We start from the raw sequence: 24764 nt of genomic DNA, 5'->3' as shown, positions 1-24764 counted from the left end.
CTTCAGTGTGCTGCGGTGGTACGCGGAGGTCAGGAACCGGCGTTGATCTTGGCCTCGGTGACGGCGCCGGAGCCCGCGTTCCACTTGTCGAGGGCGGCCTTGTAGGTGCCGTCCTTGATGATCGCGTCGAGGGCTTCCTTGAGCGCGTCGCGCAGCTCGGTGTTCTTCTTGTCCACCGCGATGCCGAACAGGCCGGCGTCGGTCGGGTTGGCGATGGCCTCGAAGTCGTTGCCGCCACCCGCGGTCTGCGCGATGTACGCGGCGACCGGGGAGTCGTTCAGGTCGGCGGCGGCGCCACCGGCCTTCACACGGGTCTGGGCCTCGGCGTCGGTCGGGAAGGACTCGACCTTGAGCTCGCCCTTGCCGTCCGTCTTGCACTTCTCGGCCTGGGTCTTCGCGGACTCCTCGTACGTGGTGCCGCGCTGGACGGCGACCGTCTTGCCGCACAGGTCGTCGAGGGTCTTGATGCCCTGGGGGTTGCCCTTCTTGACCAGGATGCCGGTCGAGGCGGAGAAGTAGTCGACGAAGTCGACGCCCGCACCGGTCTTGGCGCCCTTGTCGTCCAGGCCCTCCTGGCGGGCCTTGGTGTCGGTGAGGGAGGACATGACCAGGTCGCTGCGGCCGGTCTGCATGCTGCCGATCAGCGTGTCGAAGGTGCCCGACTCGAACTTGAACTGGACGCCGAGCTGCTTGCTCAGGGCCGCCGCGATGTCCGGGTCGACGCCGACGATCTTGCCACCCTCGGTGAACTCCATCGGCGCGTAGGTGGCGTCGGTGCCGACCTTGATCACACCGGCGTCCTGGATCTTCTTCGGGAGCTTGGAGAAGAGCGGCGCGCTGCTGTTGTTCGCCGCACCCGACGGGGTCGAGGACGCCTTGTCGGTCTGGTCGCCACAACCGGTGAGGATCAGGGCGCCGGCGACCGCGATCGCGCCGACCGCGGCGATCCGGGACCGAGCGGCGGTCGTACGACGGGTGGTGCTTGCGGTCATGGCTTCGTTCCTCCGACAGGGGTGGAAAAGCATCGAAAAACGGTCGGACACGCACCATCGAGTGTCGCGACCTTGTGTGATTACGGCATCTTGCCATTCGGACTGAGACATTCAGGCTGCCCGTCAGGTCAAAATCGCATAACGGGCGACCCGGGTAGGCCAACAGGACTGCGGGCAAGGGGGTTCGAGGCCGCAGATACTGCCGTGACCTGGCCTTTTGGGCGCAGTTTCTCCGGGGCGTCTCGCCCACCGGACGGCAAGGTTTGGACTTTTCGCCAAAAGGCGGGCAAGTGACCTACGGTTGAGCCGGAATCGACTCGTCTGAGCGAGTGTTCTTCGGGTAGAACAGATCCTTACACCCCTCATCCGGGGCTCAGGGCGCGCGTGCGGCGCGCCCGCGCGTACGAACCTCCCCTCCGCGGAGACGGGCCAACCGGCGATGCGGAGTACGGACGCGGTGCCCGCCCACCCCTTAACCAGGAGTGGCCACCCTCAACGAACAAAAGGAATTAAGGGGTCACACGAAGTGGCAGCGGAGATCGTCAACCCTCGCAGCGACAGTGCTACGGACAACAACCCGGACGCGGTGTTCGCACTGCACCGGGGCGGCAAGATGGCCATCCAGGCCACCGTTCCGGTGAACGACAAGGACGACCTGTCCCTGGCGTACACCCCGGGCGTGGCGAAGGTGTGCACCGCCATCGCCGAGCAGCCGGAGCTGGTGAACGAGTACACCTGGAAGTCCAACGTGGTCGCCGTCGTCACCGACGGCACGGCCGTGCTCGGCCTCGGTGACATCGGCCCGGAAGCCTCCCTCCCCGTGATGGAGGGCAAGGCCATCCTCTTCAAGCAGTTCGGTGGTGTGGACGCGGTCCCGATCGCGCTCGCCACCAAGGACACGGACGAGATCGTCGAGACGGTCATCCGTCTGGCGCCGTCCTTCGGTGGGGTCAACCTGGAGGACATCTCCGCGCCCCGCTGCTTCGAGATCGAGCGGCGCCTCCAGGAGGCGCTGGACATCCCGATCTTCCACGACGACCAGCACGGCACGGCCATCGTGACGCTGGCCGCCCTGCGCAACGCCGCCAAGCTCACCGGTCGCACCCTCGGCGACCTGCGCGCCGTGATCGCGGGCGCCGGCGCGGCGGGCATCGCCATCGCCAAGATCCTGGTGGACGCGGGCATCGGCGACGTCTGCGTCACCGACCGCAAGGGCGTCGTGTCCGCGGACCGCTCCGACCTGACGGACGTCAAGGCGGAGATCGCGGGCCTGACCAACACGACGGGGCAGACCGGTTCGCTGGAGCAGGCGCTGGTCGGGGCGGACGTGTTCATCGGCGTCTCCGGCGGCTCCGTCGCCGAGGAGGCGGTGGCGACGATGGCGAAGGACTCCTTCGTCTTCGCCATGGCCAACCCGAACCCGGAGGTCCACCCGGACGTCGCGCACAAGTACGCGGCGGTCGTGGCCACCGGCCGTTCGGACTTCCCGAACCAGATCAACAACGTCCTGGCCTTCCCGGGCATCTTCGCCGGTGCCTTCAAGGTGCGCGCCACCCGGATCACCGAGGGCATGAAGATCGCCGCCGCCGACGCCATCGCCGGCGTCGTCGGTGACGAGCTCGCCGCCGACTACGTGATCCCCTCGCCGTTCGACGCGCGCGTGGCGGAGGCCGTGGCCGCGGCCGTCGCCGCCGCCGCCAAGGCCGACGGCGTGGCCCGCCTGGCCTGACCGCGGACCGAGCAGTACGCGAAGGGGCCCGTCCGGACATCTCCGGACGGGCCCCTTCGCGAACGCCGGGCCGGGTGCGGACGCGCGGGGGTGTGACGGGAACGGGGGTGGATGTGGGGGCTACCGAGCGGTAGCGTCGCCGCATGTTCGCTGCCTACGCCGCCCGAATCGACCGTGACCAGCCGCTGAACGGCCTTGAACTGGGCGACCGCCCGGCTCCGGAGGCCAGGCCCGGCTGGGTGACCGTGAACGTCAAGGCCGCCTCCCTCAACCACCACGACCTCTGGTCGCTGCGCGGGGTCGGCATCGGGGAGGAGAGGCTCCCCATGATCCTCGGCTGCGACGCCGCCGGGATCGACCAGGACGGCAACGAGGTCGTCCTGCACTCCGTGATCGGCCAGAGCGGCCACGGGGTCGGCCCGGACGAGCCGCGCTCGATCCTGACCGAGCGCTACCAGGGGACCTTCGCCGAGCAGGTGACCGTCCCCGCCTGGAACGTCCTGCGCAAGCCCGCCGAGCTGTCCTTCGAGGAGGCCGCCTGCCTCCCGACGGCCTGGCTGACCGCGTACCGGATGCTCTTCACCAACGCCGGGGTCCGCCCCGGCGACTCCGTCCTGGTCCAGGGCGCAGGCGGCGGCGTGGCCACCGCGGCGATCGCCCTCGGCAAGGCGGCGGGCCTGCGGGTCTTCGCCACCAGCCGGGACGAGGCCAAGCGCAAGCGGGCCGTGGAGCTGGGCGCCGTGGAGGCGTACGAGCCGGGCGCGCGGCTCCCGCACCGGGTGGACGCGGTGATCGAGACGGTGGGGGCGGCCACCTGGTCGCACTCGGTGAAGTCCCTGCGCCCCGGCGGCACCCTGGTGATCTCCGGGGCGACCAGCGGCGACCGGCCCGCGCACGCGGAGCTGACCCGGATCTTCTTCCTGGAGCTGAAGGTGGTCGGCTCGACCATGGGTTCGAAGGACGAGCTGGAGGACCTGCTGGCCTTCTGCGCCGCGACGGGGCTGCGGCCGGTCATCGACGAGGTGCTGCCGCTGGACCGGGCGCGCGAGGGCTTCGAGAAGCTCGCGTCGGGCGACCTCTTCGGCAAGATCGTCCTCAAGCCGTAGGCGTCAACCGGGGTTGACGACCCTCCCGCGTCAACCTACATTGACATCATGACGGAAGCGACCGATCTCGCCGAACGGGCCGGGGACCGCGACCCGCGCGTGGGCCTGCGTGCCGTCGCGGCACTCCGCAGGCTGCTGGAGCAGCTGGAGGCCGTACAGGTGCGCAGCGCCCGCGCGCAGGGCTGGTCCTGGCAGGAGATCGCGGCCGAGCTGGGCGTCAGCCGGCAGGCCGTGCACAAGAAGTACGGGAGGCTCTGATGTTCGAACGATTCACCCGGGACGCCCGCTCGGCCGTGACGGGCGCCGTGGCCGAGGCCCAGCGGGCCGGCGCCGCCGCGGTCACGGAGGAACACCTGCTCCTGTCCCTGCTGGCCCTGGGAGCCCTGGACCCGCTCGGCGTCGACCGCCCGGCGGTGACCGCCGGGCTGGCGGCGGCCCGCCGCCGGGGCGGGATGTCCCGCGCCGACGAGGAGGCGCTCGCCGGACTCGGCATCGACCTCACCGAGATCGTCTCCCGCGTGGAGGAGACCCACGGCGAGGGGGCCCTCGCGGCCCCGGCGCCGCGCAGGCGGACCGTGGGGTCCTCGCTCCGCTCGGCCCTCGGCCGCGCCACGCCCGACGACCGGGCCGGCAGCCGGCACGTGCCCTTCGCCGAGGGCTCGAAGAAGGTCCTGGAGCAGTCGCTGCGGATCGCCCTGGGCCGCAAGGACCGGCACATCGGCACCCTGCACCTGCTGCTCGCCCTGCTCTCCCGGCCGGGCACGGTCTCCGAGGTCCTGACGGACCACGGCATCACCTACGCGGAGGCCGAGGCCCTGGCCCCGGCGGCGTAGGAACGCCGGTGGGCCGCGGCGGGGCCGAGGGCACGGGCCGGGCCGGGCCGGGCGGGCGGGTCGGGTACGGGCGGAACGTCCCCACGGGGCGCCGGACGGGTCGCCGCCCGGCTCTCGCTCCCGCCCGCTCAGGCCGGGGACCGGGGGCCGGGGGCACCGGCCGGAGCGGGGCCGATCAGGCCCCGGGGCCGAACGTGGTCCCCAGCCGGGCGGCCGCCGCCGCGAGGTGCCGGCGGGCCTCGGCCAGCCGGTCCGCGGTGACCCCGTGGTCGCGCGCGGCGTCCCTCACCTCGTCGCGGAAACGGTCCAGCAGCCGGTCCAGGTCCCAGGCCGGGTCACCGCTGGGCTCCAGGTCCCCCGCCCAGTCCGCGGCCGCACCGGCGGCCTGCGGACCCGCCGCACCGGCGTCGTCACGTACGCCCGCACCGGCACCCGCACCCGGGCTCGCCGCGGCACCCGCACCGGCCGCGGACGGCGGGGTGGTGCCGCCCAGCCAGGCTCCCGCCAGGCTGCCGAGGACCCCGCCCGACTTCGCCAGCTGCTCCTGGAGCTGCCCCGCGATGCGCTGGACCTCCTCGCGGGCCCGGTCCTGGGCCTCCTTCGCCTGGCGCCGCGCGGCCTGCGCCTCCTCGCGGGCCCGGCGGCTCTCGTCCTTCGCCCGGCGCGCCTGTTCCTTCCACTCCTGCCTGGCCTTGCGCAGCTCCTCCTTGGCCGCCTTCCAGGACTCGTCCTCGACCTGCGTCGCCGACGCGCTCGCCGCCTCGCGCATCTCGCGCCGCAGGTCGCCCGCCGCGCCCCGGACGTCGCTGCGGATCTCGGCGGCCAGCTCGCTGACCGAGTCGCGGATCTCCAGCTCCAGGTCGGCCAGCTCGCCGCTGCGGTCGGCCAGTTCGGCGCGGCCCGCGTCGGTGATGGAGTACACCTTCCGCCCGCCCTCGGTGGCGTGCGTGACCAGTCCCTCGGCCTCCAGCTTGGCCAGGCGCGGGTACACGGTGCCCGCGGAGGGCGCGTAGAGGCCCTGGAAGCGCTCCTCCAGCAGGCGGATCACCTCGTACCCGTGACGGGGGGCCTCGTCCAGCAGCTTGAGGAGGTACAGGCGGAGGCGGCCGTGGGCGAAGACGGGCGGCATGTCAGAGCACCTTCTTGTCGAGCGTCGGGGCGGGCGCGAGCGGGGCGGGGGCGGTCTCGTCGTTCTCCGCCGGCGGGCGGCGCAGCAGGGCGATGCCGCCGGAGACGGTGGTCGCCCGCAGGGTGCCGGCGCCGGAGCCGAGGGTGCCGGTGATCCGCTTGGCGCCCAGCTGGCCCGAGACGCGCAGGTCCTCGAAGGCGTTGGAGACCCCGCCGGTGGCGGTGTTGGCCTCGACCCGGGCGTCGGCGGGGTGCGGGAGGCGGATGGCGACCTGCCCGGAGACGGAGTTCAGCGCGATGTCCACGGGGCGTTCGGCGTCCGGACCGGGGTCCAGGTCGATGAGCATGTCCCCGCTGACGGAGTCGGCGCGTACGCTCACGCCGGCGCCGTCGACGACGGTCAGGCCGCCGGAGACCGAGTGGAAGCCGAGGTCGCCGGTGACGGACTGGGCCTCGACCCCGCCGGAGACGGTGTGCGCCTTGACCCGGCCGGACAGCCCGACCAGCGTGGTGTCGCCGGAGACGCCGTTGACGTCGGTGGAGGCCTCGATGCCGGACACGAAGGCGGTGGCGTCGACGGTGGTCACGTGGACCCGGGTGGCGGCGGGCACGGTGAGGGTGACGGCGGCCCGGCGCTCCCAGGCCTTGCGGCCGGAGGCGGAGCCCGCCCAGGCCTTCCACGGCTTGGCCTCGAACCACTGCTTGAGGCCGTGGGACCCGTTCCACGGCAGGTCCTCGTAGGAGACGGTGAGGACGCCGTCGTCGTGGACCACGTACAGCGGCTGGCCCTCCACGTCGGTCACCTCCAGGCGCGCGGCGCCCTCCTCGGCGGCGACGACGTTGACCTCGCCGCTCACCACGCGGACGCGGAGCTCGTTCACCGGCTCCTCGAAGACCAGCTTCCGCGGTCCGTCGACGTGCCACGTCGACTGCGACGGCCGGGACGGCTGAGACGGCTGCTCTGTCATGGTGCTGATCCTCCTCGGACGTACACGGACCGGGCTCGACGCACGCAACATATCGCGTCTTCCGAACAACACGATATATCGCGGTTGGGTGAAGTCAAGGGCGGTGTCGGAATGGGCCGTTTGGGGCTGTTTGCAATAGGGTGTGCGCATGTCAATCTTCCCGGCCGCGACCGGCGGCGTTCTGCTCTGCCGCGCCGAGCCCTCCGCAGTCCGCCGGCCGGCACACCTGCTGCGCGCCCGCCTGCTGCTGGCCCCCGCCGGCGAGTGGAGCGTGCTCGTCCCCGAGGACAAGCCCTGGCGGCAGGGCGAGGAGAGCGTGGCCGAGGTGCTGGCCGGGTGGGGTGCGGCGATCGCCGTCGGCACCGACTGGCCGGTGCTGAGCCTGTGGTGGGAGGCCGGCCGGACCGGTTTCGCGCTGTCGAGCGGCTTCCGGCGCACCGCCGACCACGCCTGGGACGCGGCCGGCGTGCCGGTCGGCTCACCCGACGCGATGCGCTCCCTGGCCGCGCGGCTCGGCCTGGACCCCGTGCTCGACCTGGAGGACCTGGAGCGGCTCGGCCGCCCGGACCCGGACCCGGTCATGGACGGCGAGGGCAGGCTCCGGGCGCTGGTCGCCCTGCTGACCCGGACGGGACTGGCCCTGCCGCCCGGCCTGGGCCCGGGCGAGCCCGCCGACCGGCTGCGGGGCGCGGCCCGGATGGCGCCCGGCGTCGAGACGCTGGAGTGGTCCGGCTGGCGCGACGCCGTCCGCAGCGAACTCGACGCGGTGGAGGAGGGGCCGCTGGGCCCGTGGGTGCGCGGACCGCGGGCCCGCGCCCTGGGGGCGGCGCACCTGGCGGCCGGGGCACCGCTGGTGCTGTGGGGTCTGCGCCGCGGCAGCCCGGCCCGGCTCTCCGCCGGTGCCCTGCTGACCGCCCAGGGCGCCCTGTTCCTGGCCTACGACCGTGCGCGGTCCCGGCCCGTCCGGCGCGCCTGAGAGCTGCGACGACGGCCTGCGGCCGGCTCGCGGCAGGGTGCTCAGGCCGCCAGGAGCGGGCTCGCGTGGTGGTGGAGCCAGGCCCGGTACGGGGGTGTGCGCAGGGCGGCCTCCCGGTAGGCGGCGCGCAGGTCCTCGTAGACGTCGGCGTGCTCGCCCGGCCGGGTGGCCAGGAGCAGGCGGACGGCCAGGGGGTCCCCGCACAGCGGCCGGATCGCCATGTCCTCGCGCGGCCCGGAGGTCGGCTGGCAGGGTGCGACGGCCTCGCCGGAGATGATCAGCGAGGTGGCTGTGTGGTAGTCGGCGTGGAGCACCGGCGGATCGAGGCCCGCCCCGGCGAACACCCGGCGCAGGCCGTCCCACTCCCCATCGACCGAGGGGTCCACCATCCAGCGGTCCTCGGCCAGGTCCCGTAAGGAGACCACCGCCTGTTCGGCGGCCGGATGGTCCCGGGACATCGAGACGAACTGCGGCTCCCGCTCCATGAGCACGTGCACCTGCAACCCGGTCGGCAGGCGCAGCGGGCTGCCCTCCACCTCGTGCACGAAGGCCACGTCGAGCTGCCCGGAGGACACCATCCGCAGCAGGGCGTTCGCGGAGACGTCCACGACGAGGGAGGTCTCCGTGTCGGGCAGCCTCCGGTGCAGCCGGCGCAGCCACCCCGGCAGGGCCCGGCTGGCCGTCGAGCCGATGCGCAGCCGGGGGCCGCGGGCCTGGGCGCGGGCCTCGGCGACCAGCGCGGCCATGTCGGCGAGCAGCGGGCGGGCCCGGCCGAGGACCGTCCGGCCGAAAGGCGTGGGGCGGCATCCGGTCCGTTCGCGCAGGAACAACTCGCCGTCCAGGGCCCGTTCGATGCGCTTCAGCTGGGTGGTCAACGAGGGCTGGCTCACGCCGAGTTGCCGGGCCGCTTTGTGCAGACTCCCGGCGTCGGCGATGGCGCACAGTGCGCGCAGGTGCCTGACCTCAAGCTCCATGTCCCGAGAGTAGGCCGGTCACGGTGGACCGCACCAGCCACTGATAGCCCCCCGAATCCCGCCATTCTCACTCTAGTTGGGCTGCCGAAATCCCCCCGATAGGCCGGCGCTATCGGCTGGTGACATCATCCGCCGGGCACTTCCGCTCCCGCAGACTCCGGTACCGAACCACCACCCCCCACCGCACCGGAAACGAGTAGGAGCTCCCCCACATGCGCCACTCCCGTAACGCCATGCTGGCCACCGCCGTCGGCATCGGCCTCGCCGCCACCCTCGGCGCCGTCCCCACCGCGACCGCCGCTCCCGCCCCCGCCGGGAACGCCGCGAGCTACGCAGCCTACGAGCGTTCGCCGGAGAACGCGGCCGCGAACCAGGCGTTCTTCGAGGCCGTGCAGCGCTCGGTGGCCGAGCAGCGGGCCGCCAACCCCGGCGCCCTGGCCGTGACGGTCACGTACAACACCCGCAGCGCGCCGAGCTTCCGCACCCAGATAGCCCGTTCCACGCAGATCTGGAACAGCTCGGTGACGAACGTGAAGCTGCAGGAGGTGTCCTCCGGCGGAAACTTCTCCTACCGCGAGGGCAACGACTCACGCGGCTCGTACGCCAGCACGGACGGCCACGGCCGCGGCTACATCTTCCTCGACTACCGCCAGAACCAGCAGTACAACTCCACCCGGGTGACCTCGCACGAGACCGGTCACGTGCTGGGCCTGCCGGACCACTACTCGGGCCCGTGCAGCGAGCTGATGTCGGGCGGCGGCCCGGGCACCTCCTGCACGAACGCCGTGCCGAACTCGGCCGAGCGCTCGCGCGTCAACCAGCTCTGGGCCAACGGCTTCGCCTCCGGCCTGGGCGCGAAGGACGTCGCCGCCAAGGGCTGAATCACCGCCCGTCGGGCTGCGTGAAGTCGCGGCAGTCGGGGTTCCGGCAGGGACCCCGGCTCCACACCGGGACGAAGATCCCGAGGGACTTCCGCCGCCCGACCACCGTTTCGACGTGGCGGCCGCACGCCGGACACATCCGCTGTTCGTGTCCGGCGTGCGGGGCCACCGTCGGGTGTGCGCGCTGCTGCTGTTCACCGGCCATACCTCCACGGTAGGCCGGTTTCGCGCGTTCGGCGGGTCAGCGCCGGACGGCGTAGCCGGTGACGGTCTGGCCGCCGCCGAAGGTCCGGGACCCGGTGAGCTCCAGGGGGCGCTGCCCGAAGCCGGCCCGGGACATCGGCATGCCGGTGCCGAGGAAGACCGGGTAGGTCTTGACGACGAACTCGTCGATCTCGTCGATCAGCTGCGTGGCGAGGTCGGCGCCCCCGCAGAGCCAGATGCCGAGGCCGTCGCGTGCCTTCAGCTCGCGGACGGCGGCCACCAGGTCCCCGCCGAGCAGCCGCACCTGCGGGTCCGGGGCGGTGGCCAGGGAGCGGCTGACGACGTACTGCTCGGGCAGGTGGCCGTAGGGGCTGGTCATGCCCACCTTGAGGCCCGGCTCGTAGGTGCGCCGCCCCATGACGACCGCGTCGAAGTGCCGGGGGGCGCGGTCGGCGATGCCGAGGTGCTCGCGGCCCAGGGCGGAGATGGTCTCCGGGTACTCGGTCATGAGGTGGTCGAGGAACTCGGGGTCCACGTGGGAGTTGAAGAACTCGCCGTCGCCGTCGGGGGCCCCGATGAACCCGTCGACGGAGGTGGCGATGAAGTACGTGAGCCTGCGCAAGCGATTCTCTTTCGTCGGACGGCTGCCCCCATCGGAGCACGACGACGAAAGTACTTCAGGTGTAGTGGTTACGCAAGGATTTCCGCGGGCCGGACGCGACGGCCCGCGCCCGGCTCCGCCGCGGATCCGCCGCCGGCCGCCAGCCGTCAGCCGCGCGGCTTGCGCCACATCGGCCACATCAGCGGGCCGTCCGGCAGCCGCACCGCCTCCCCCGTGAACTCCCAGCCGAGCCGCTCGTACAGGCCCTTGCTGCGCTCGCTGCTCGCCTCCAGGTAGGCCGGCACGCCCTCGCGGTCGCACCGTTCCAGCACCGGCCGCATCAGCTCGGTGCCCAGCCCCTCGCCCTGCCGGCCGGGCGCCACCGCGATCATCAGCAGGTACTCGTGCTCCTCGGCCGTCGGGTGCACCGCGCCCGTCAGCCGGCCCACCAGCTCGCACCGCTCGTTGTCCGGGTCGGCCACGGCCCGCATCCTCGCCGGGACCTCGTCCTCACCCTCCGGCTCACCGGCCGGGATCCGCAGCCACAGCGCCGCCGCCGAGCCGTCCGCCGCGTAGTCGATCCGACCCTCGGCCAGCGCCACGTCCACGAAGACGCCGAGGAACTTCCCGTGCACGGCGGCCCGGTGGCCCGGGTCCGGGAACACCCAGCTGCTCACCGGGTCGCTGCGGAAGGCCTCGTCGAGCAGCCGCGCCACCGCGTCCCGGTCCGAGTCGGTCGCCTGACGTATCTCCAGCACCACTGGTCACACCCTTCGCTCACGTGTCAACAACCGTCAGCGATCCTAGAGTTGGCGCCCTCATGCGGTAAGGCCCGTTCCGGCACCGGGCGGTGCCGGAACGGGCCTCCCCCCGCATCCTGGGACGATCACCTCGTCCGGCGCGTCACGAACTCCGCCAGTGCCAGCAGGCCGCCCGCCGCCGCGAGGTCCGGCACGGCCCGGGACAGCTGCTGCACCGCCCGGCCCATCCGGTCCGCCGCGTGCGCCTGCGCCCAGTCGCGCCCGCCGGCCCGGTCCACCGCCTCGGCGGCCCGGCGCACGTCGTCCCCGGTCATGGGACCCGCGTACAGCCCGGCCAGCTCCTCCCCCGCCGCGGTGCCCGAGGTGAGCGCCGCCACGACGGGCAGGGACTTCTTGCGCGCGACCAGGTCGGCCCCGGCGGCCTTGCCGGTGTGCCCGGGGTCCCCCCAGATGCCGATCAGGTCGTCGATCAGCTGGAAGGCCAGCCCGGCCTCCCGGCCGAAGGCGTCCATTGCGTCGACCTCGTCGGGCCCGGCACCCGCGTACAGCGCGCCGAGCGCGCACGCGCATCCGAGCAGCGCCCCGGTCTTGGCCGTCGCCATGGCCAGGCACTCGTCGAGGGTGACGTGCGGACGGCTCTCGAAGGCGCAGTCGGCCTGCTGCCCGGCGCAGAGCTCGATGATGCAGTCGGCCAGCCGCGAGGAGGCGGCCGCCGAGGCCGGGTGCGGGTCCTCCGCGAGCAGCCGCAGTGCGAGCATCATCATGGCGTCGCCCGTGATGATCGCGTCCGGCGTGCCGAAGACGGTCCACGCGGTGGCCCGGCCGCGCCGCCGGTCGTCCTTGTCGACCACGTCGTCGTGCAGCAGCGTGAAGTTGTGGGCCAGCTCCACGGCCGCCGCCGGACGTACGGCGTGCCCGACCGGACCGCCCCCCGGCCCCTGCAGGGCCTGGAGCGCGGCCAGCACCAGCGCCGGACGGATGGCCTTGCCCGCCCCGCCCGCGGCCGGGGTGCCGTCCTCGTCCTCCCAGCCGAAGTGGTACATCGCCACACGCCGCATCGGACCGGGCAGGCTCTCCACCGTGCGGCGCAGTTCCGGGTCGACCGCTTCCCTCGTCCGTTCCAGCAGGGCCGCGGCCTCCTGGCCCTCGCCGGTCGCGATGATCTGCACGCCGCTCAGCGCCAACGGCCGATCTCGACGTTCTCCAGCACACCGAGCGCGTCGGGGACCAGTACCGCCGCGGAGAAGTACGCGGTGACCAGGTAGGAGATGATCGCCTGCTCGCTGATCCCCATGAAGCGGACCGACAGGCTCGGTTCGATCTCGTCCGGGATGCCCGGCTGGTGCAGGCCGATCACGCCCTGGTCGTCCTCGCCGGTGCGCATGCAGAGGATGGACGTGGTGCGGGCGTCACTGATCGGGATCTTGCTGCTCGGGAAGATCGGCACCCCGCGCCAGGCCGGCACCCGGTGGCCGTCGACGTCCACGGTCTCCGGGTAGATGCCGCGCTTGTTGCACTCGCGACCGAAGGCGGCGATGGCCTTGGGGTGTGCCAGGAAGAGCTTGGAGCCGCGCCGCATGCTGAGCAGCTGGTCCATGTCGTCGGGGGTGGGCGCGCCGTCGTGCGGCTGGATGCGCTGGTCGTAGTCGGCGTTGTGGAGCAGCCCGAAGTCGCGGTTGTTGAGCATCTCGTGCTCCTGGCGCTCGCGCAGCGCCTCGACCGTGAGCCTGAGCTGCTGCTCGGTCTGGTTCATCGGCTGGTTGTAGAGGTCGGCGACGCGCGTGTGGACCCGCAGGACGGTCTGGGCGATGGAGAGCTCGTACTCGCGCGGGCGGGCCTCGTAGTCCACGAAGGTGCGCGGCAGGAGGGCCTCGCCGCGGTGGCCGGCGGAGAGCTCGATCTCGGCCTCGCCGAAGGTGTTGGCCGGCCGGGAGGGGGCGGAGCGCACGCGGTCGACGTGCTCGCGCAGGGACTCGACGCGGTCGGCGAGAAGCTGGAAGTCCTGGCGGGAGAGGGACAGCACGGTGCCCGAGGTCGCGGCGCGCGCGGTGTACTCCCAAATCGATTCTTCATCGACGAGGGCGCCCTCGCCGAAGTAGGCGCCGTCGGCGACGGTCCGCAGGACGGCGTCCTCGCCGTACGGGCCGGGGCCGATGTGCTCGATGCGGCCGTGGGCGAGGAGGAAGACCTGGTCCGAGGGGCTGCCGAAGGAGGTGAGCTCCTGGCCGGGCTCGAAGTCGATCTGGCGGCAGCGCTGGGCGAGTTCGCCGAGGACGTCGAGGTCGTCGTAGTCGCGCAGCAGGGGCAGCTCGCCCAGTTCGGCCGGGATCACCTGGACCTGGGACCCCGTCTGGACGAATTCCACGACGCCGTTGCCGACCGAGTAGGTCAGGCGGCGGTTGACGCGGTAGGTGCCGCCCTGCACGGAGACCCAGGGCAGCATCTTCAGCAGCCACCGGGAGGTGATCTCCTGCATCTGCGGCGCGGACTTGGTCGTGGTTGCCAAGTTCCGTGCGGCCGCCGTCCCCAGACTGCTCTGCGGTGCCTGGACCTCGGACTCGGAACCTGCCTGGACCGACATGTCTTTCCCTTTCGATCACTCCATGGATCTGCGGGAGGCAGCCTTGCAGCACGCAACGTGGTGGGACCATTACACAAAAGGGTGGGACTACTCCGTCCGGGTGTGGGAACTCTCTCGGACCGCACTCCACCCGGGCGGCCCGCCCGACGACCCCGGGACCGGCTCTTTTCGGCCAACCACGGAGAGCCCTCGCCGCTTAATTTGTATCTCTGATGCAAGTTTCCTACGGTGGACCCATGCGGCTCACGCGATTCACCGACCTGGCGCTGCGCACCCTGATGCGCCTCGCCGTCGAGGAGACGGACCTCCCGACCACGCGCGAGGTGGCGTCCTCGATGGAGGTCCCCTACACCCACACGGCCAAAGTGGTCGCCAGGCTGCAGCATCTCGGCCTGGTCGAGGCGCGCCGGGGCCGCGGCGGCGGGCTCGCGCTGACCTCCGCCGGCCGGGCCGCCTCGGTGGGCGCGGTGGTCCGCGAACTGGAGGGCGCCGGGGACGTCGTGGACTGCGACGGCATCACCCCCTGCCCCCTGCGCGGCGCCTGCCTGCTGCGCGGCGCGCTGCGCCGGGCCCAGGAGGCCTTCTTCGCCGCACTGGACGACCTGACGGTGAACGACCTGGTGGCAGCCCCGACCGGACCGCTGCTGCTGGGCATTTCCGGCAGGTCACCCGCTGGGGCGGACTGATGGCCGGTTAGCGCCGCTCCCCCACCCGCCCGGATCAAACCCCGGCGAGAGATCGAACAGAAGTCCGCATCACCACGGACCCCTGCACCCAAAAATACGCATCTAAGATGCCGATTTATTGCTCCACCCGCACACGCACACGAGGAGTCCCGCATGCTGTCCGAGACGTCGACCGCGACCGTACGAGCCACCCTCCCCGCCGTCGGGGCGGCCATCGGCGACATAACGGAGCTGTTCTACGCGAAGCTCTTCGCGGCCCACCCGGAGCTGCTCCGGGACCTCTTCAACCGGGGCAACCAGAACGCCGGCCTGCAGAAGCAGGCGCTCGCCGGCTCCATCGCCGCCTTCGCCACCCACCTCCTCGCCCACCCGGACACCCGCCCCGACGTGATGCTGGGCCGGATCGCCCACAAGCACGCCAGCCTCGGTGTCACCCGGGAGCAGTACGAGGTCGTCCACCTCCACCTCTTCGAGGCGATCGCCGAGGTCCTCGGCGAGGCCGTCACCCCGGCGGTCGCCCGCGCCTGGGACGAGGTGTACTGGCTGATGGCGAACGCCCTCATCGCCATCGAGGACCGCCTCTACGCCGAGCGCCGGACCGCCGCCGGGGACGTGTGGCGCGAGTGGACCGTCACCGGACGGGTGGCCGAGACGGCCGACTGCACCACCTTCCGGATGACCCCCGCCGACGGCCGCCCGGCGCCCGCGCACCTGCCCGGCCAGTACGTCTCCGTCCAGGTCGAACTGCCCGACGGGGCACGCCAGATCCGCCAGTACAGCCTGTCCACCGCCCCCGGCTCCCCGGTCCGCGCGATCACCGTCAAGCGGGTCCACGGCCCCGCCGCGGACGGCCCCGACGGCGAGGTCTCCCACCACCTGCACACCCGCGTCCGCGTCGGCGACACCCTGCGGGTCTCCCTCCCCTGCGGCGATCTGACGCTGGAGGACTCCGGGGCGCCGGTCCTGCTCGCCTCGGCCGGCATCGGCTGCACCCCGATGCTGTCGATGCTGGAGCACCTCGCCGAGACCGGGCACGCCGCCCCCGTGACGGTGCTGCACGCCGACCGCTCCCCCGCGGACCACGCCCTGCGGGACGACCACCGCGCCCTGACGCACAAGCTGGCCGACGCCACGGCCCGGTTCTGGTACGAGGAGGGGGCGGAGCCGGGCGACACCACCGGCTTCATGGACCTCTCCGGCGTGACCGTCGCCCCGGGGACCCTCGCGTACCTGTGCGGGCCGCTCCCCTTCATGCGCGCGGTGCGCGAGCAGCTGCTCGCCAAGGGCGTCCCGGCGTCCGCCGTCCGCTACGAGGTGTTCGGCCCCGACCTGTGGCTCGCCTCCACATGACGGCTGTCCGGATCCGCTCGCTCGCCGTACGAAAACACTAGCCGCGGAAGGGCCGCCTCCACTAAACCGGAGCGTGACGATACGGACACATGGGGTGTCCGTCGCGCACCGCACGAAGGGAGGCGGCCATGGCCGCACCCATGTCCGCGGACCGGTTCATCAACGCACTACGGGGCGAAGGCCTGACCGTCGTCGAGGTCGGCGCCTGGCGCACCCACAACCGCAACCACAAGGGCCCCTGGGGCCCCGTGCACGGGGTGATGATCCATCACACCGTCACCCGCGGAACCCCTTTCACCGTCGAACTCTGCCGCAACGGTCACAGCGACCTCCCCGGCCCGCTCTGCCACGGCGTGATCGCCAAGGACGGACGCGTCCACCTGGTCGGCTACGGCCGCGCCAACCACGCGGGCCGGGGCGACTCGGACGTCCTCGCGGCGGTGATCGCGGAGAAGCGCCTCCCTCCCGACAACGAGACCGACACCGACGGCAACCGCCACTTCTACGGCTTCGAGTGCGAGAACCTCGGCGACGGCAAGGACCCGTGGCCCGCGGTCCAGCTCGACGCGATGGCCCGCGCGGCGGCGGCCCTCTGCCGGGTTCACGGCTGGACGGCCCGCTCCGTGATCGGCCACCTCGAATGGCAGCCCGGCAAGATCGACCCGAGAGGCTTCACCATGGCCTCCCTGCGCGACCGCATCGCCGAACGCCTGAAGTGACCCACCCCCGCCGGCCGTCCGCCCACCCCGGCGGACGCCCGGCCCCACGCCGCCCCCTCAGCCGAGGTACGGGGCGGGGCGCCCCTCCAGGAAGTGCCGCAGCCGCAGACGCTGGGTGTGGTGCATGGGCAAGGCCCCCAACTCGGCCGGCTCCACGAAGCGGAGTTCCGTGCTCTCGTCCGAGATCGCCAGCGTGCCCCCGGCGATGCGGGCCGTGAAGCAGACGTTGAACTGGCGGCGGACCTCGCCGTCGCTGTACTCGATGATGTGCTTCGGGTCCGTGTAGGTGCCGACCAGTCCCGTGATCTCCACGTCGAGGCCCGTCTCCTCCTTGACCTCTCGGACGGCCGTTCCGGGGAGGGAGTCCGTGAGGTCCATCCCGCCGCCGGGCAGGGCCCACAGGCCGTTGTCACGGCGCCGTTGCAGCAGGATCCGGCCCCGGTCGTCCGCGACGACGGCGGAGGCCGCCACCACCATGCTGTTCGGCGCAGGCGCGTGGGGATCGTCGTAGTACTCGGTCCGGGCCATCGGGTCACTCCTCCACGGGACGAGCTGTCTCCCACACCGCGTCGAAGCTCTCGGCGTAGGTGTCGAAGATGCCCCCGGCTTCGTGGCGGCGAAGGTGCCACACGGGCGCACCGTACGCATTCACACCCCAGACATGGGCATTGATCAAGGCTTCGTCGTCCGCCCGGTACAGGCTGTTGTAGAGGGTCGTGTCGTGCGTTCGAAGCTCGATGCCGGGAACGTCGGCCAAGGGTCGGTAGTGCATGAGGGCGAGACGGCAGCGGGATTCGATGCCGTGCCCGAATCTCTCTTCCTGTCCACGCTGCCGGACGTTCTCGCTGTCCGCGTCACCGATGGCGATCCGGACCGTACAGCCGTCGGCCGCACGTTCCCGAAGGAGTTCGTTCATGCGGGGATACGCCTCGTGCAGGAACACCGCCGCATAGACCAGCACGTCGATCCGCTCGCGAGCGGACGTCAGCAGGTCCACGAACACGGAAACGGGAAGGTCCGCTCGCTGGTCGTACAGCGCCACCAGTTCGGGACTGACGGCCCGCGCGGCACGGGCCTGTCTCAGCGCCGGCCACAATGCGTGGACGTCCTCGCCCAGCGTCTCGGCAGCCAACAGCGCCGTGCCCGCCGTGGGGTGCGTCCGAGGTTGACCCAGCGTTCCACGCTCTTCGGATCGACGCCCGTGGCGCTCGCCAGCGACTCATGAGTCCAGCCGCCCGATGCCATCAGGGCCCTTAACCGCTCGTTCTGCATAGGGACGTTCTACAGGCCGTGGGACGTCCCGAAGTGGGAAACGTACGAGGTTCCCCCGTCCCGATCACCACGGCGACGATCCCGGTACCAGCGAGGTACGAAGGGATCCGGAATGGTGCGGGGACTGTGGCAGCAGGTCGAACAGCGTGATCCGTTTCCGGTGCCCGATCCCGATCCGACGGACCCGACGTGCGACGTGTGTGCGGCCCTGGTCGTTCAGCGCGCGGAGTGCTACCGGCTGCGGGACCTGTCAGGGGTCGTGGACTGCAACGTCGAGATCCGTCAGCACCCCCACACGAAGGTGAGCCGATGACCCGCGCCGTGCTGCGCTACGTCCCCCACACCATTCGGCACGCCCCAGAGGGCGGGGTGACCTACGAGGCGTTCTGCGTCGCCGAAGGCTGCGGAGCCGAGTCGGGCGCGCACGACGAACAGGAAGGGCCGCAGGACTGGGCGCTCCGGCACGCCGGGCGGACCGGGCACGACCTGTTCCGGCGCGTGTTCACCGATCACGCCCGGGTCAGCCGCGACGCGTAGACCCCGGCCCGCTGGGCGACGGCGAGCAAGGCAGTCCAGCGCGCCGGCTTCGGCCCCGCTCACACGACCCGAACCGTGTGGGCGGGGCTCTGACGTGCGACGGCGAGGACGGGCGCGCCCCACAATGGACGGGTGAACCGCCCCGCGAACCTTGACGTGCTCTTGCAGCCGCGCCCGCCGTCCCCATTGCAGGAGATCCATGACGAGCGGTTCGAGCGGCACGGCGTCCGCCTGCTGCTGAAGCGGGACGACCTGATCCACACCACCATCCCGTGGGACACGGACCTACTTGGACCAGTGGACCTGTACCCTCCCGGCAACAAGTGGCGCAAGCTCGCCCCCAATCTCCTGGCCGCCGTCGCGGGCGGGCACGAGCGGATCGTCACTTTCGGCGGCGCCTACTCCAACCATCTGCGGGCCACCGCGGCCGCGGGCCGGCTGCTCGGGCTGCCGACCACCGGCATCGTGCGCGGCGACGAGCTCGCCGGGCGGCCCCTGAACGACTCCCTCGCCCGCTGCGCGGCGGACGGCATGCGGCTGCACTTCGTCTCCCGGTCGCGCTACCGGGCCAAGGCCGATCCCCAGGAGCTGGCGCGGCTGGTACGGGAGGCCGGCGCCGACGGCGCGTACGTGGTCCCCGAGGGCGGCAGCAACGCGCTCGCCCTCGGCGGCTGCGCCGAACTCGGCCGGGAGCTGCGGGGTGCCGCCGACGTGGTGGCGGTCGCCTGCGGGACCGGCGGCACCCTGGCCGGGCTCGCCGCCGGGCTGGCCCCGGAGCAGCGGGCGCTGGGCGTACCGGTCCTCGCGGGCGGGTTCCTGGAGGGGGAGATACGTTCCCTCCAGCTGGCGGCCTTCGGCGGCCCGGCCGGTTCCTGGTCCCTCGCCGAGGGCTTCCACCACGGCGGCTACGCCCGCGTGCCCGCGGAGCTGGAGGAGTTCGCCGCCGGCTTCGGGGCCCGGCACGGGTTCCCGGTGGAGCGGATCTACGTCGCCAAGCTGCTGTGGGCCCTGGCGGCCCTGGCCGCCGACGACGCCTTCCCCCGCGGCACGACCCTCGCCGCGATCGTCACCGGCCGCCCGTAACCCCCGCCCCCGGGCCCTCCCCGGAGGCGGCGCGGCACGGGGGCACAGGGGCACGGGGGCACGGGGAGGGTCAGGCCTCCTCGCGGAAGGCCGCCGCCTCCTCCAGGTCCAGGCGGCGCAGCAGCACCCGCAGCATCTCGTCGTCGATGCGGCGCTGGTCCCGCAGGGTCACGAAGACCTCCCGCTCCGCCTCGATCATCTCCCGCGCGAGCCGCCGGTAGACGTCGTCCGCCGACTCCCCCGTCAGCGCGTTGACCTCGCCCAGCCGCTCCCACACCGCGTTCCGCCGCCGTTCCAGGACCGTCCTCAGCCGGTCGGCCAGCGGCGGCGGCAGGGTGGAGTTCTCCGGTTCCTCCAGCAGTTCCGCGAGCCGCTCCTCCGCCGCCCGCGAGGCCTCGCTCTGGGCCTGGGCCTCGGCGAGGGTCTCGGCCTGCACGTCCTTCGGCGGCAGCTTCAGCACCTTGATGAGCGGCGGCAGCGTCAGCCCCTGGATCACCAGCGTGCCGATGACCGTCGTGAAGGTGAGGAAGAGGATCAGGTTGCGGTGCGGCACCGTCATCGGCACCGAGAAGGCGATGGCCAGCGAGACCACGCCGCGCATGCCGGCCCATCCGACGATCACCGGCGCCTTCCAGTCCGTCCCGGGCTCCCGCGCGCGGATCCGCGGCGACAGCATGCGCGGCACGAAGGTCGCCGGGAACACCCACACGAAGCGGGCCACCACGACCACGAGGAACACCGCGACCGCGTACCAGGCCGCCGCGGCGCCCTCGTACTCCCCGAGCCCCAGGAGCACCACCGGCAGCTGGAGTCCGATCAGCGCGAAGACCACCGACTCCAGGATGAAGGCCACCATCTTCCAGACGGCCTCCTCCTGGAGCCGGGTGGCGAAGTCGACCTGCCAGTTGCGGTGCCCCAGGTACAGGGCGACGACGACGACCGCCAGCACTCCGGAGGCGTGCACCCGCTCGGCCGCCGCGTACGCCACGAACGGGATGAGCAGCGACAGGGTGTTCTGCAGGAGCGGCTCCTTCAGCCGCTTGCGCAGCTGGTGGATCGGCACCATGAGGAGCAGGCCGACGCCGATGCCGCCCACCGAGGCGAGCAGGAACTCCGCGATCCCGCCCGCCCAGCCCGCGCTGACGCCGACGGCGGCGGCCAGCGCCACCTTGTAGGCGGTGATCGCGGTCGCGTCGTTGACCAGGGATTCCCCCTGGAGGATGGTCGTCATGCGGTTCGGCAGCCCGAGCCGGCGGGCGATGGCGGTGGCGGCGACCGCGTCCGGCGGGGCGATGACCGCGCCCAGCACCAGGGCCACCGGCAGCGACAGCCCGGGCACCACCAGGTAGGCGGCGTAGCCGACCACCAGCGTCGCGAAGAGCACGTAGCCGACGGACAGCATGGCGATGGGCCGGATGTTGGCCCTCATGTCCAGGTACGAGCTGTCCACGGCGGCGGTGTGCAGCAGCGGCGGGAGCAGCAGCGGCAGCACGATGTGCGGGTCGAGGGCGTATTCGGGCACGCCCGGGACGTACGAGGCCGCGAGTCCGGCGGCGACCAGCAGCAGGGGCGCCGGCACCGGGGTGCGGCGCGCGAGGCCCGCGATGGCCGCGCTGAACGCCACCAGCCCCACCAGCGGCAATACCTCCATGGAAGATCCATCCTCATCCGTCGCGCGCCCGCACCCTGGCCGTACGCTGGCCATCATGAGCGAGTGCACTCACGTTGCCGAACTGCCGCGCCCCGAACCGGTCCCGTCTGACCAGACGTGCCCCGAATGTCTGGCCGTCGGCAGTCATCCGGTGCAACTGCGGATGTGTCTGGGATGCGGGTATGTTGCGTGCTGCGACTCCTCGCCCTTCCGGCACGCCACGGCACACCACCAGGAGACCGGCCATCCCGTGATGCGGAGCTTCGAGCCGGGCGAGACCTGGCGATGGTGTTTCGTCGACGGTTCGATCGTCTGAGGCGGGGTAGATCAACCCTCCGCCGGCTCCCCGGATTTGAACCCCGCAGACCCCTAGCCACTGAGCGTACCCATGGGCCTACCATCAGTCACTGGCCGCAAGGCGGGTGCTCCGAGCGGGCGCCAGCAGGGGTGCCGCGACACGATCGACCGGATCGCGGTAGCGTCACCGGCGAACAGAGCTCGTACCACCTTGGAGGTGAGGGTGTCCCAGATCGCAGGCGAGCCCGGGACTCAGGACTTCGTGGAAGTCCGGCTGCCCGCTGCGGGTGCCTACCTGTCGGTGCTGCGAACGGCCACGGCCGGTCTCGCGGCACGTTTGGACTTCACCCTCGACGAGATCGAGGACCTCCGCATCGCGGTGGACGAGGCCTGCGCGATCCTGCTCCAGCAGGCCGTGCCGGGCTCCGTCCTCAGCTGCGTCTTCCGGCTGATCGACGATTCGCTGGAGGTGACCGTCTCGGCTCCGACCACGGACGGGCGCGCGCCGGAGCGTGACACGTTCGCGTGGACGGTCCTGTCGGCGCTCGCCGGCAAGGTGGAGTCCACGGTCGAGGAGGACCGGACGGTGAGCATCAGTCTCTACAAACAGCGCGGCGCGGGACCAGGCCCGGCGTGAGCGGCGGGGAGACCCCAGTACGGGGCGGTGATCGGCCCCGGGTTCGACACGAGGCCGACGGCGGCATCCCGGAACAGCAGCACGCCCGGCCGCACCCTGCCGACGCGGATGCGGAAGACGGCTTTTTGGACTCGGCGGAGCGACGGGCGGGCCCTATGAGCGAGAACCAGCACGACCAGTCACAGCCGGCGCGGCCGGCGGGGCTTCCGGAGGCCGCGGCGCCGGCGGAGGGGCTGCCGGTGTTCCCGGTGTCCCCGCCGCCGGCGGCGCTGCCCGATCCGCGGGACCGCAGCAGTGCGCGGGCCCTCTTCGTCGAGCTGCGGGCCCTGCCCGACGGCTCCCCGGAGAAGGCCGAGCTGCGCAACCGGCTCGTACGGATGCACCTGCCGCTGGTCGAGCACCTGGCGCGGCGCTTCCGCAACCGCGGCGAGCCGCTCGACGACCTGACGCAGGTCGCGACCATCGGCCTGATCAAGTCGGTGGACCGGTTCGACCCCGACCGCGGGGTGGAGTTCTCCACGTACGCCACGCCCACGGTGGTCGGCGAGATCAAGCGCCACTTCCGCGACAAGGGCTGGGCGGTGCGCGTGCCGCGGCGGCTGCAGGAGCTGCGGCTCTCGCTGACGACGGCCACGGCCGAACTGTCCCAGCAGCACGGCCGCTCCCCGACGGTGCACGAGCTGGCCGAGCGGCTGGGCATCTCCGAGGAGGAGGTGCTGGAGGGGCTGGAGTCCGCCAACGCCTACAGCACGCTGTCCCTGGACGTCCCGGACACCGACGACGAGTCGCCGGCGGTCGCGGACACCCTGGGCGCGGAGGACGAGGCGCTGGAGGGCGTCGAGTACCGCGAGTCCCTCAAGCCCCTGCTGGAGGGACTGCCGCCGCGAGAGAAGCGGATCCTGTTGCTCCGGTTCTTCGGCAACATGACGCAGTCGCAGATCGCGCAGGAGGTCGGCATCTCCCAGATGCACGTCTCGCGCCTGCTGGCCCGCACCCTGGCCCAGCTCCGCGAGAAGCTCCTCGTCGAGGAGTAGGCCCCGACCGGGGCCGGGCGCCTCGGCGGGACATCGGCAGGACCTCGGCAGGACCTCAGCGGGAAGGTTCGCCGATGCCGAGTGCCTCGGTCGCCGTCGGGTTCACCAGCAGGACGACGACGGCCACCGCGGCAGCGGCGAGGGCAACGGCGGCGGCGACCATCGCGCCGCCGGTCGTGTACAGGGTCCAGGCCACCGGCATCGCCATCAGCTGGGTGATCAGCGCCGGGCCGCGGCTCCAGCGGCGGCCCAGGCGCAGCCCGCGGGCCGCGACCAGCGGCAGCGCGGCGAGGGCGAGCAGGGTGATCCCGCCCGTCTCGGCCTGCTGCGGGGAGTCGGGGTCGCCGGCGATGCCCACGAACAGCATGTAGACACCGAGGCCGGCCAGCGCCAGGCCCTCCAGGGCGGTGAGCACGGCGGCGGCGGTCAGCCGGCCGGGCAGCGCGGCGCTCGGCACGGCGGCCGGCTCGGCGGCGGGGGCGGGGGTCTTCGCGGGCTGCTTCTTACTCACCCCAGCAGGGTAGCCCCGCCCCCGGAGCACGGAGGGGACGGGCAGTAGGGTCGGCCCGGGACGGGGTGGGTAGTCTGGCGCACATGCGTGCACTTCTCGTGGCCAACCCAGCAGCGACGACCACCAGTGCGCGCACGCGCGACGTCCTGATCCACGCCCTGGCCAGCGAGATGAAGCTGGAGGCGGTCACCACCGAGTACCGCGGGCACGCCCGGGACCTCGGACGCAAGGCCGCCCACGAGGGGCTCGACCTGGTCGTGGCGCTCGGCGGCGACGGCACGGTGAACGAGGTCGTGAACGGCCTCCTCCACAACGGGCCGGACCCCGCGCGGCTGCCCCGGCTGGCGGTGGTGCCCGGCGGGTCCACCAATGTCTTCGCCCGCGCCCTCGGGCTGCCCAACGATTCGGTGCAGGCGACCGGCGCCCTGCTCGACGCGCTGCGCGAGGAGCGCGAGCGGACGGTGGGCCTCGGTCTGGCCGCGGGCGCCCCGGGCACGGAGGACGAAGGGGTGCCGGCGCGCTGGTTCACCTTCTGCGCCGGCTTCGGCTTCGACGCGGGCGTGGTGGGCCGGGTCGAGCAGCAGCGCGAACGGGGCAAGCGTTCGACGCACGCACTGTACGTACGACAGCTGATGCGGCAGTTCTGGGAGGAGCCCAACCGCCGGCACGGCACGGTGACGCTGGAACGCCCCGGCGCGGACCCGGTGACCGACCTGGTGCTGTCGATAGTGTGCAACACCTCACCCTGGACGTATCTGGGGAATCGTCCGCTTTACGCCTCCCCGGAGGCGTCGTTCGATACTGCGCTTGACGTATTGGCACTGAACCGTTTGTCAACTCCGGCGGTCGCTCGGTACGCGACACAGCTCCTGACCTCCACTCCTGAACGGGGTCCACACGGCAAGCACGCGGTGTCTCTGCACGATCTGACCGACTTCACCTTGCATTCGAAGGTTCCGCTTCCGTTCCAGATGGACGGCGATCACCTCGGACTGCGCACCAGCGTTCGGTTCACAGGCGTACGCCGTGCACTGCGTGTGATTGTGTGAGTAGAAGGCCCTCGGGGCCTTTCACTCGAACGTTTACGCGCCGGTCCACCCTCACGATGTAGGGCTGTGACCTAGTAGACACCGACGAATCAAAAAAAACTTTCCGGAAGGGGTTGTATCCCCGTCCGAGGTTTGCGAATCTCTTCATGGCGATCGGGACAGCCCGCAAGACCCGGCACCCACACAGACCGCCAGAACCCCTCC

General features: G+C 72.2%; 27 protein-coding genes and 1 pseudogene. 15 read left to right on the top strand and 13 right to left on the bottom strand.

Annotation, left to right across the window (positions count from 1 at the left end):
* Window positions 1–29: 29 nt before the first annotated feature.
* Entirely contained in the window at window positions 30–992 is a 963-nt protein-coding gene (locus ACPU2J_RS22910; protein ID WP_046776117.1) for an ABC transporter substrate-binding protein, read from the bottom strand.
* Window positions 993–1518: 526 nt separating this feature from the next.
* On the opposite strand from ACPU2J_RS22910, the gene ACPU2J_RS22905 reads away from it, so the two are divergent.
* The 4 genes from ACPU2J_RS22905 to ACPU2J_RS22890 all read left to right on the top strand — a co-directional run bounded on the left by ACPU2J_RS22905 (window position 1519) and on the right by ACPU2J_RS22890 (window position 4660).
* Window positions 1519–2721 carry an NAD(P)-dependent malic enzyme gene (locus tag ACPU2J_RS22905; protein ID WP_420079633.1) on the top strand — a complete coding sequence of 401 codons (1203 nt, stop codon included), beginning with the start codon at window positions 1519–1521 and terminating at the stop codon, window positions 2719–2721.
* A 143-nt stretch (window positions 2722–2864) separates the two neighbouring features.
* Window positions 2865–3827, top strand: a complete 963-nt coding sequence (locus ACPU2J_RS22900; RefSeq protein ID WP_423833907.1) for a zinc-binding dehydrogenase — start codon at window positions 2865–2867, stop codon at window positions 3825–3827.
* A gap of 48 nt (window positions 3828–3875) precedes the next feature.
* Window positions 3876–4085, top strand: coding sequence for a helix-turn-helix domain-containing protein (locus ACPU2J_RS22895; RefSeq protein ID WP_030013034.1), 210 nt, complete (start codon window positions 3876–3878; stop codon window positions 4083–4085).
* Window positions 4085–4660, top strand: coding sequence for a Clp protease N-terminal domain-containing protein (locus ACPU2J_RS22890; protein WP_423833906.1), 576 nt, complete (start codon window positions 4085–4087; stop codon window positions 4658–4660). The genes ACPU2J_RS22895 and ACPU2J_RS22890 overlap by 1 nt, the downstream gene beginning before the upstream one ends.
* A gap of 175 nt (window positions 4661–4835) precedes the next feature.
* On the opposite strand, the gene ACPU2J_RS22885 is transcribed toward ACPU2J_RS22890, so the two are convergent.
* A complete protein-coding gene (locus tag ACPU2J_RS22885; protein WP_423833905.1) occupies window positions 4836–5789 on the bottom strand; it encodes a helix-turn-helix transcriptional regulator in 954 nt (317 codons plus the stop codon).
* A 1-nt stretch (window position 5790) separates the two neighbouring features.
* Window positions 5791–6756, bottom strand: a complete 966-nt coding sequence (locus ACPU2J_RS22880) for a DUF4097 family beta strand repeat-containing protein (protein WP_423833904.1) — start codon at window positions 6754–6756, stop codon at window positions 5791–5793.
* Between the two features lie 148 nt (window positions 6757–6904).
* Here ACPU2J_RS22880 and ACPU2J_RS22875 point away from each other — a divergent pair, with 148 nt between their 5' ends.
* Window positions 6905–7732: a hypothetical protein gene (locus ACPU2J_RS22875; RefSeq protein ID WP_423833903.1), complete on the top strand. Its 828-nt coding sequence runs from the start codon at window positions 6905–6907 to the stop codon at window positions 7730–7732.
* A 41-nt stretch (window positions 7733–7773) separates the two neighbouring features.
* On the opposite strand, the gene ACPU2J_RS22870 is transcribed toward ACPU2J_RS22875, so the two are convergent.
* Window positions 7774–8706, bottom strand: a complete 933-nt coding sequence (locus tag ACPU2J_RS22870) for a LysR family transcriptional regulator (protein ID WP_420079637.1) — start codon at window positions 8704–8706, stop codon at window positions 7774–7776.
* Window positions 8707–8918: 212 nt separating this feature from the next.
* On the opposite strand from ACPU2J_RS22870, the gene snpA reads away from it, so the two are divergent.
* Complete coding sequence (gene snpA / locus ACPU2J_RS22865; RefSeq protein WP_365488373.1) at window positions 8919–9587, top strand: snapalysin; 669 nt, start codon at window positions 8919–8921, stop codon at window positions 9585–9587.
* A 1-nt stretch (window position 9588) separates the two neighbouring features.
* Here snpA and ACPU2J_RS22860 read toward each other — a convergent pair whose 3' ends face one another.
* From ACPU2J_RS22860 to ACPU2J_RS22840, 5 genes are all read right to left on the bottom strand, one after another.
* Complete coding sequence (locus ACPU2J_RS22860) at window positions 9589–9792, bottom strand: hypothetical protein (RefSeq protein ID WP_420079638.1); 204 nt, start codon at window positions 9790–9792, stop codon at window positions 9589–9591.
* 36 nt (window positions 9793–9828) lie between these two features.
* The gene (locus tag ACPU2J_RS22855) at window positions 9829–10413 is read right to left on the bottom strand and encodes a dihydrofolate reductase family protein (protein WP_420079639.1); all 585 of its coding nucleotides are present in this window, start codon (window positions 10411–10413) and stop codon (window positions 9829–9831) included.
* A 146-nt stretch (window positions 10414–10559) separates the two neighbouring features.
* Window positions 10560–11153, bottom strand: coding sequence for a GNAT family N-acetyltransferase (locus ACPU2J_RS22850; protein ID WP_361591381.1), 594 nt, complete (start codon window positions 11151–11153; stop codon window positions 10560–10562).
* 125 nt (window positions 11154–11278) lie between these two features.
* Window positions 11279–12331, bottom strand: a complete 1053-nt coding sequence (locus ACPU2J_RS22845; RefSeq protein ID WP_423834997.1) for a family 2 encapsulin nanocompartment cargo protein polyprenyl transferase — start codon at window positions 12329–12331, stop codon at window positions 11279–11281.
* Window positions 12328–13734, bottom strand: coding sequence for a family 2B encapsulin nanocompartment shell protein (locus tag ACPU2J_RS22840; RefSeq protein WP_423833902.1), 1407 nt, complete (start codon window positions 13732–13734; stop codon window positions 12328–12330). Before ACPU2J_RS22840 ends, ACPU2J_RS22845 begins: the two co-directional genes overlap by 4 nt.
* Before the next feature lie 236 nt (window positions 13735–13970).
* Between ACPU2J_RS22840 and ACPU2J_RS22835 the strand changes: the two genes are divergently transcribed.
* From ACPU2J_RS22835 to ACPU2J_RS22825, 3 genes are all read left to right on the top strand, one after another.
* On the top strand, window positions 13971–14420 hold the full coding sequence (locus ACPU2J_RS22835) for an RrF2 family transcriptional regulator (protein ID WP_420079641.1): 450 nt from the start codon (window positions 13971–13973) through the stop codon (window positions 14418–14420).
* A gap of 153 nt (window positions 14421–14573) precedes the next feature.
* Window positions 14574–15770 (top strand): globin domain-containing protein, encoded by a 1197-nt coding sequence (locus ACPU2J_RS22830; protein WP_423833901.1) that lies wholly within the window; start codon window positions 14574–14576, stop codon window positions 15768–15770.
* 128 nt (window positions 15771–15898) lie between these two features.
* Complete coding sequence (locus ACPU2J_RS22825) at window positions 15899–16489, top strand: N-acetylmuramoyl-L-alanine amidase (RefSeq protein WP_365069639.1); 591 nt, start codon at window positions 15899–15901, stop codon at window positions 16487–16489.
* Window positions 16490–16546: 57 nt separating this feature from the next.
* Here ACPU2J_RS22825 and ACPU2J_RS22820 read toward each other — a convergent pair whose 3' ends face one another.
* Window positions 16547–17017 (bottom strand): NUDIX domain-containing protein, encoded by a 471-nt coding sequence (locus tag ACPU2J_RS22820; RefSeq protein WP_420079644.1) that lies wholly within the window; start codon window positions 17015–17017, stop codon window positions 16547–16549.
* A gap of 4 nt (window positions 17018–17021) precedes the next feature.
* Window positions 17022–17761, bottom strand: a pseudogene (locus ACPU2J_RS22815) (DUF5919 domain-containing protein).
* 309 nt (window positions 17762–18070) lie between these two features.
* On the opposite strand from ACPU2J_RS22815, the gene ACPU2J_RS22810 reads away from it, so the two are divergent.
* On the top strand, window positions 18071–18298 hold the full coding sequence (locus ACPU2J_RS22810; protein ID WP_037919698.1) for a hypothetical protein: 228 nt from the start codon (window positions 18071–18073) through the stop codon (window positions 18296–18298).
* A 132-nt stretch (window positions 18299–18430) separates the two neighbouring features.
* On the top strand, window positions 18431–19381 hold the full coding sequence (locus ACPU2J_RS22805; RefSeq protein ID WP_420079645.1) for a 1-aminocyclopropane-1-carboxylate deaminase/D-cysteine desulfhydrase: 951 nt from the start codon (window positions 18431–18433) through the stop codon (window positions 19379–19381).
* 70 nt (window positions 19382–19451) lie between these two features.
* Here ACPU2J_RS22805 and ACPU2J_RS22800 read toward each other — a convergent pair whose 3' ends face one another.
* Window positions 19452–21032: a Na+/H+ antiporter gene (locus tag ACPU2J_RS22800; RefSeq protein WP_361591371.1), complete on the bottom strand. Its 1581-nt coding sequence runs from the start codon at window positions 21030–21032 to the stop codon at window positions 19452–19454.
* A gap of 55 nt (window positions 21033–21087) precedes the next feature.
* On the opposite strand from ACPU2J_RS22800, the gene ACPU2J_RS22795 reads away from it, so the two are divergent.
* From ACPU2J_RS22795 to ACPU2J_RS22785, 3 genes are all read left to right on the top strand, one after another.
* On the top strand, window positions 21088–21348 hold the full coding sequence (locus ACPU2J_RS22795) for a UBP-type zinc finger domain-containing protein (protein ID WP_365069650.1): 261 nt from the start codon (window positions 21088–21090) through the stop codon (window positions 21346–21348).
* 204 nt (window positions 21349–21552) lie between these two features.
* Window positions 21553–21966, top strand: coding sequence for an anti-sigma regulatory factor (locus ACPU2J_RS22790; RefSeq protein ID WP_360864799.1), 414 nt, complete (start codon window positions 21553–21555; stop codon window positions 21964–21966).
* 65 nt (window positions 21967–22031) lie between these two features.
* Window positions 22032–23000 carry an RNA polymerase sigma factor SigF gene (locus ACPU2J_RS22785; RefSeq protein ID WP_420082359.1) on the top strand — a complete coding sequence of 323 codons (969 nt, stop codon included), beginning with the start codon at window positions 22032–22034 and terminating at the stop codon, window positions 22998–23000.
* A gap of 55 nt (window positions 23001–23055) precedes the next feature.
* Here the strand turns inward: ACPU2J_RS22785 and ACPU2J_RS22780 are convergent, their stop codons facing one another.
* Window positions 23056–23511 (bottom strand): hypothetical protein, encoded by a 456-nt coding sequence (locus ACPU2J_RS22780; protein ID WP_389068980.1) that lies wholly within the window; start codon window positions 23509–23511, stop codon window positions 23056–23058.
* 83 nt (window positions 23512–23594) lie between these two features.
* Here ACPU2J_RS22780 and ACPU2J_RS22775 point away from each other — a divergent pair, with 83 nt between their 5' ends.
* Window positions 23595–24560, top strand: coding sequence for a diacylglycerol/lipid kinase family protein (locus ACPU2J_RS22775; RefSeq protein ID WP_420079647.1), 966 nt, complete (start codon window positions 23595–23597; stop codon window positions 24558–24560).
* Window positions 24561–24764: the final 204 nt, after the last annotated feature.

The organism is Streptomyces manipurensis, from assembly GCF_049570255.1.
Classification (GTDB): domain Bacteria; phylum Actinomycetota; class Actinomycetes; order Streptomycetales; family Streptomycetaceae; genus Streptomyces; species Streptomyces manipurensis.
The sequence above is the reverse complement of the archived record's forward strand: the minus strand, read 5'-3'. Positions and strand labels throughout refer to the sequence as shown.

Excerpts from the sequence above, each read along its gene's own strand:
- ACPU2J_RS22910 (WP_046776117.1), bottom strand. The coding sequence starts at position 992 with ATGACCGCAAGCACCACCCGTCGTACGACCGCCGCTCGGTCCCGGATC.
- ACPU2J_RS22900 (WP_423833907.1), top strand. The coding sequence starts at position 2,865 with ATGTTCGCTGCCTACGCCGCCCGAATCGACCGTGACCAGCCGCTGAAC.
- ACPU2J_RS22895 (WP_030013034.1), top strand. The coding sequence starts at position 3,876 with ATGACGGAAGCGACCGATCTCGCCGAACGGGCCGGGGACCGCGACCCG.
- ACPU2J_RS22890 (WP_423833906.1), top strand. The coding sequence starts at position 4,085 with ATGTTCGAACGATTCACCCGGGACGCCCGCTCGGCCGTGACGGGCGCC.
- ACPU2J_RS22885 (WP_423833905.1), bottom strand. The coding sequence starts at position 5,789 with ATGCCGCCCGTCTTCGCCCACGGCCGCCTCCGCCTGTACCTCCTCAAG.
- ACPU2J_RS22880 (WP_423833904.1), bottom strand. The coding sequence starts at position 6,756 with ATGACAGAGCAGCCGTCTCAGCCGTCCCGGCCGTCGCAGTCGACGTGG.
- ACPU2J_RS22875 (WP_423833903.1), top strand. The coding sequence starts at position 6,905 with ATGTCAATCTTCCCGGCCGCGACCGGCGGCGTTCTGCTCTGCCGCGCC.
- ACPU2J_RS22870 (WP_420079637.1), bottom strand. The coding sequence starts at position 8,706 with ATGGAGCTTGAGGTCAGGCACCTGCGCGCACTGTGCGCCATCGCCGAC.
- snpA (WP_365488373.1), top strand. The coding sequence starts at position 8,919 with ATGCGCCACTCCCGTAACGCCATGCTGGCCACCGCCGTCGGCATCGGC.
- ACPU2J_RS22860 (WP_420079638.1), bottom strand. The coding sequence starts at position 9,792 with ATGGCCGGTGAACAGCAGCAGCGCGCACACCCGACGGTGGCCCCGCAC.
- ACPU2J_RS22840 (WP_423833902.1), bottom strand. The coding sequence starts at position 13,734 with ATGTCGGTCCAGGCAGGTTCCGAGTCCGAGGTCCAGGCACCGCAGAGC.
- ACPU2J_RS22835 (WP_420079641.1), top strand. The coding sequence starts at position 13,971 with ATGCGGCTCACGCGATTCACCGACCTGGCGCTGCGCACCCTGATGCGC.
- ACPU2J_RS22830 (WP_423833901.1), top strand. The coding sequence starts at position 14,574 with ATGCTGTCCGAGACGTCGACCGCGACCGTACGAGCCACCCTCCCCGCC.
- ACPU2J_RS22825 (WP_365069639.1), top strand. The coding sequence starts at position 15,899 with ATGGCCGCACCCATGTCCGCGGACCGGTTCATCAACGCACTACGGGGC.
- ACPU2J_RS22820 (WP_420079644.1), bottom strand. The coding sequence starts at position 17,017 with ATGGCCCGGACCGAGTACTACGACGATCCCCACGCGCCTGCGCCGAAC.
- ACPU2J_RS22810 (WP_037919698.1), top strand. The coding sequence starts at position 18,071 with ATGACCCGCGCCGTGCTGCGCTACGTCCCCCACACCATTCGGCACGCC.
- ACPU2J_RS22800 (WP_361591371.1), bottom strand. The coding sequence starts at position 21,032 with ATGGAGGTATTGCCGCTGGTGGGGCTGGTGGCGTTCAGCGCGGCCATC.
- ACPU2J_RS22795 (WP_365069650.1), top strand. The coding sequence starts at position 21,088 with ATGAGCGAGTGCACTCACGTTGCCGAACTGCCGCGCCCCGAACCGGTC.
- ACPU2J_RS22775 (WP_420079647.1), top strand. The coding sequence starts at position 23,595 with ATGCGTGCACTTCTCGTGGCCAACCCAGCAGCGACGACCACCAGTGCG.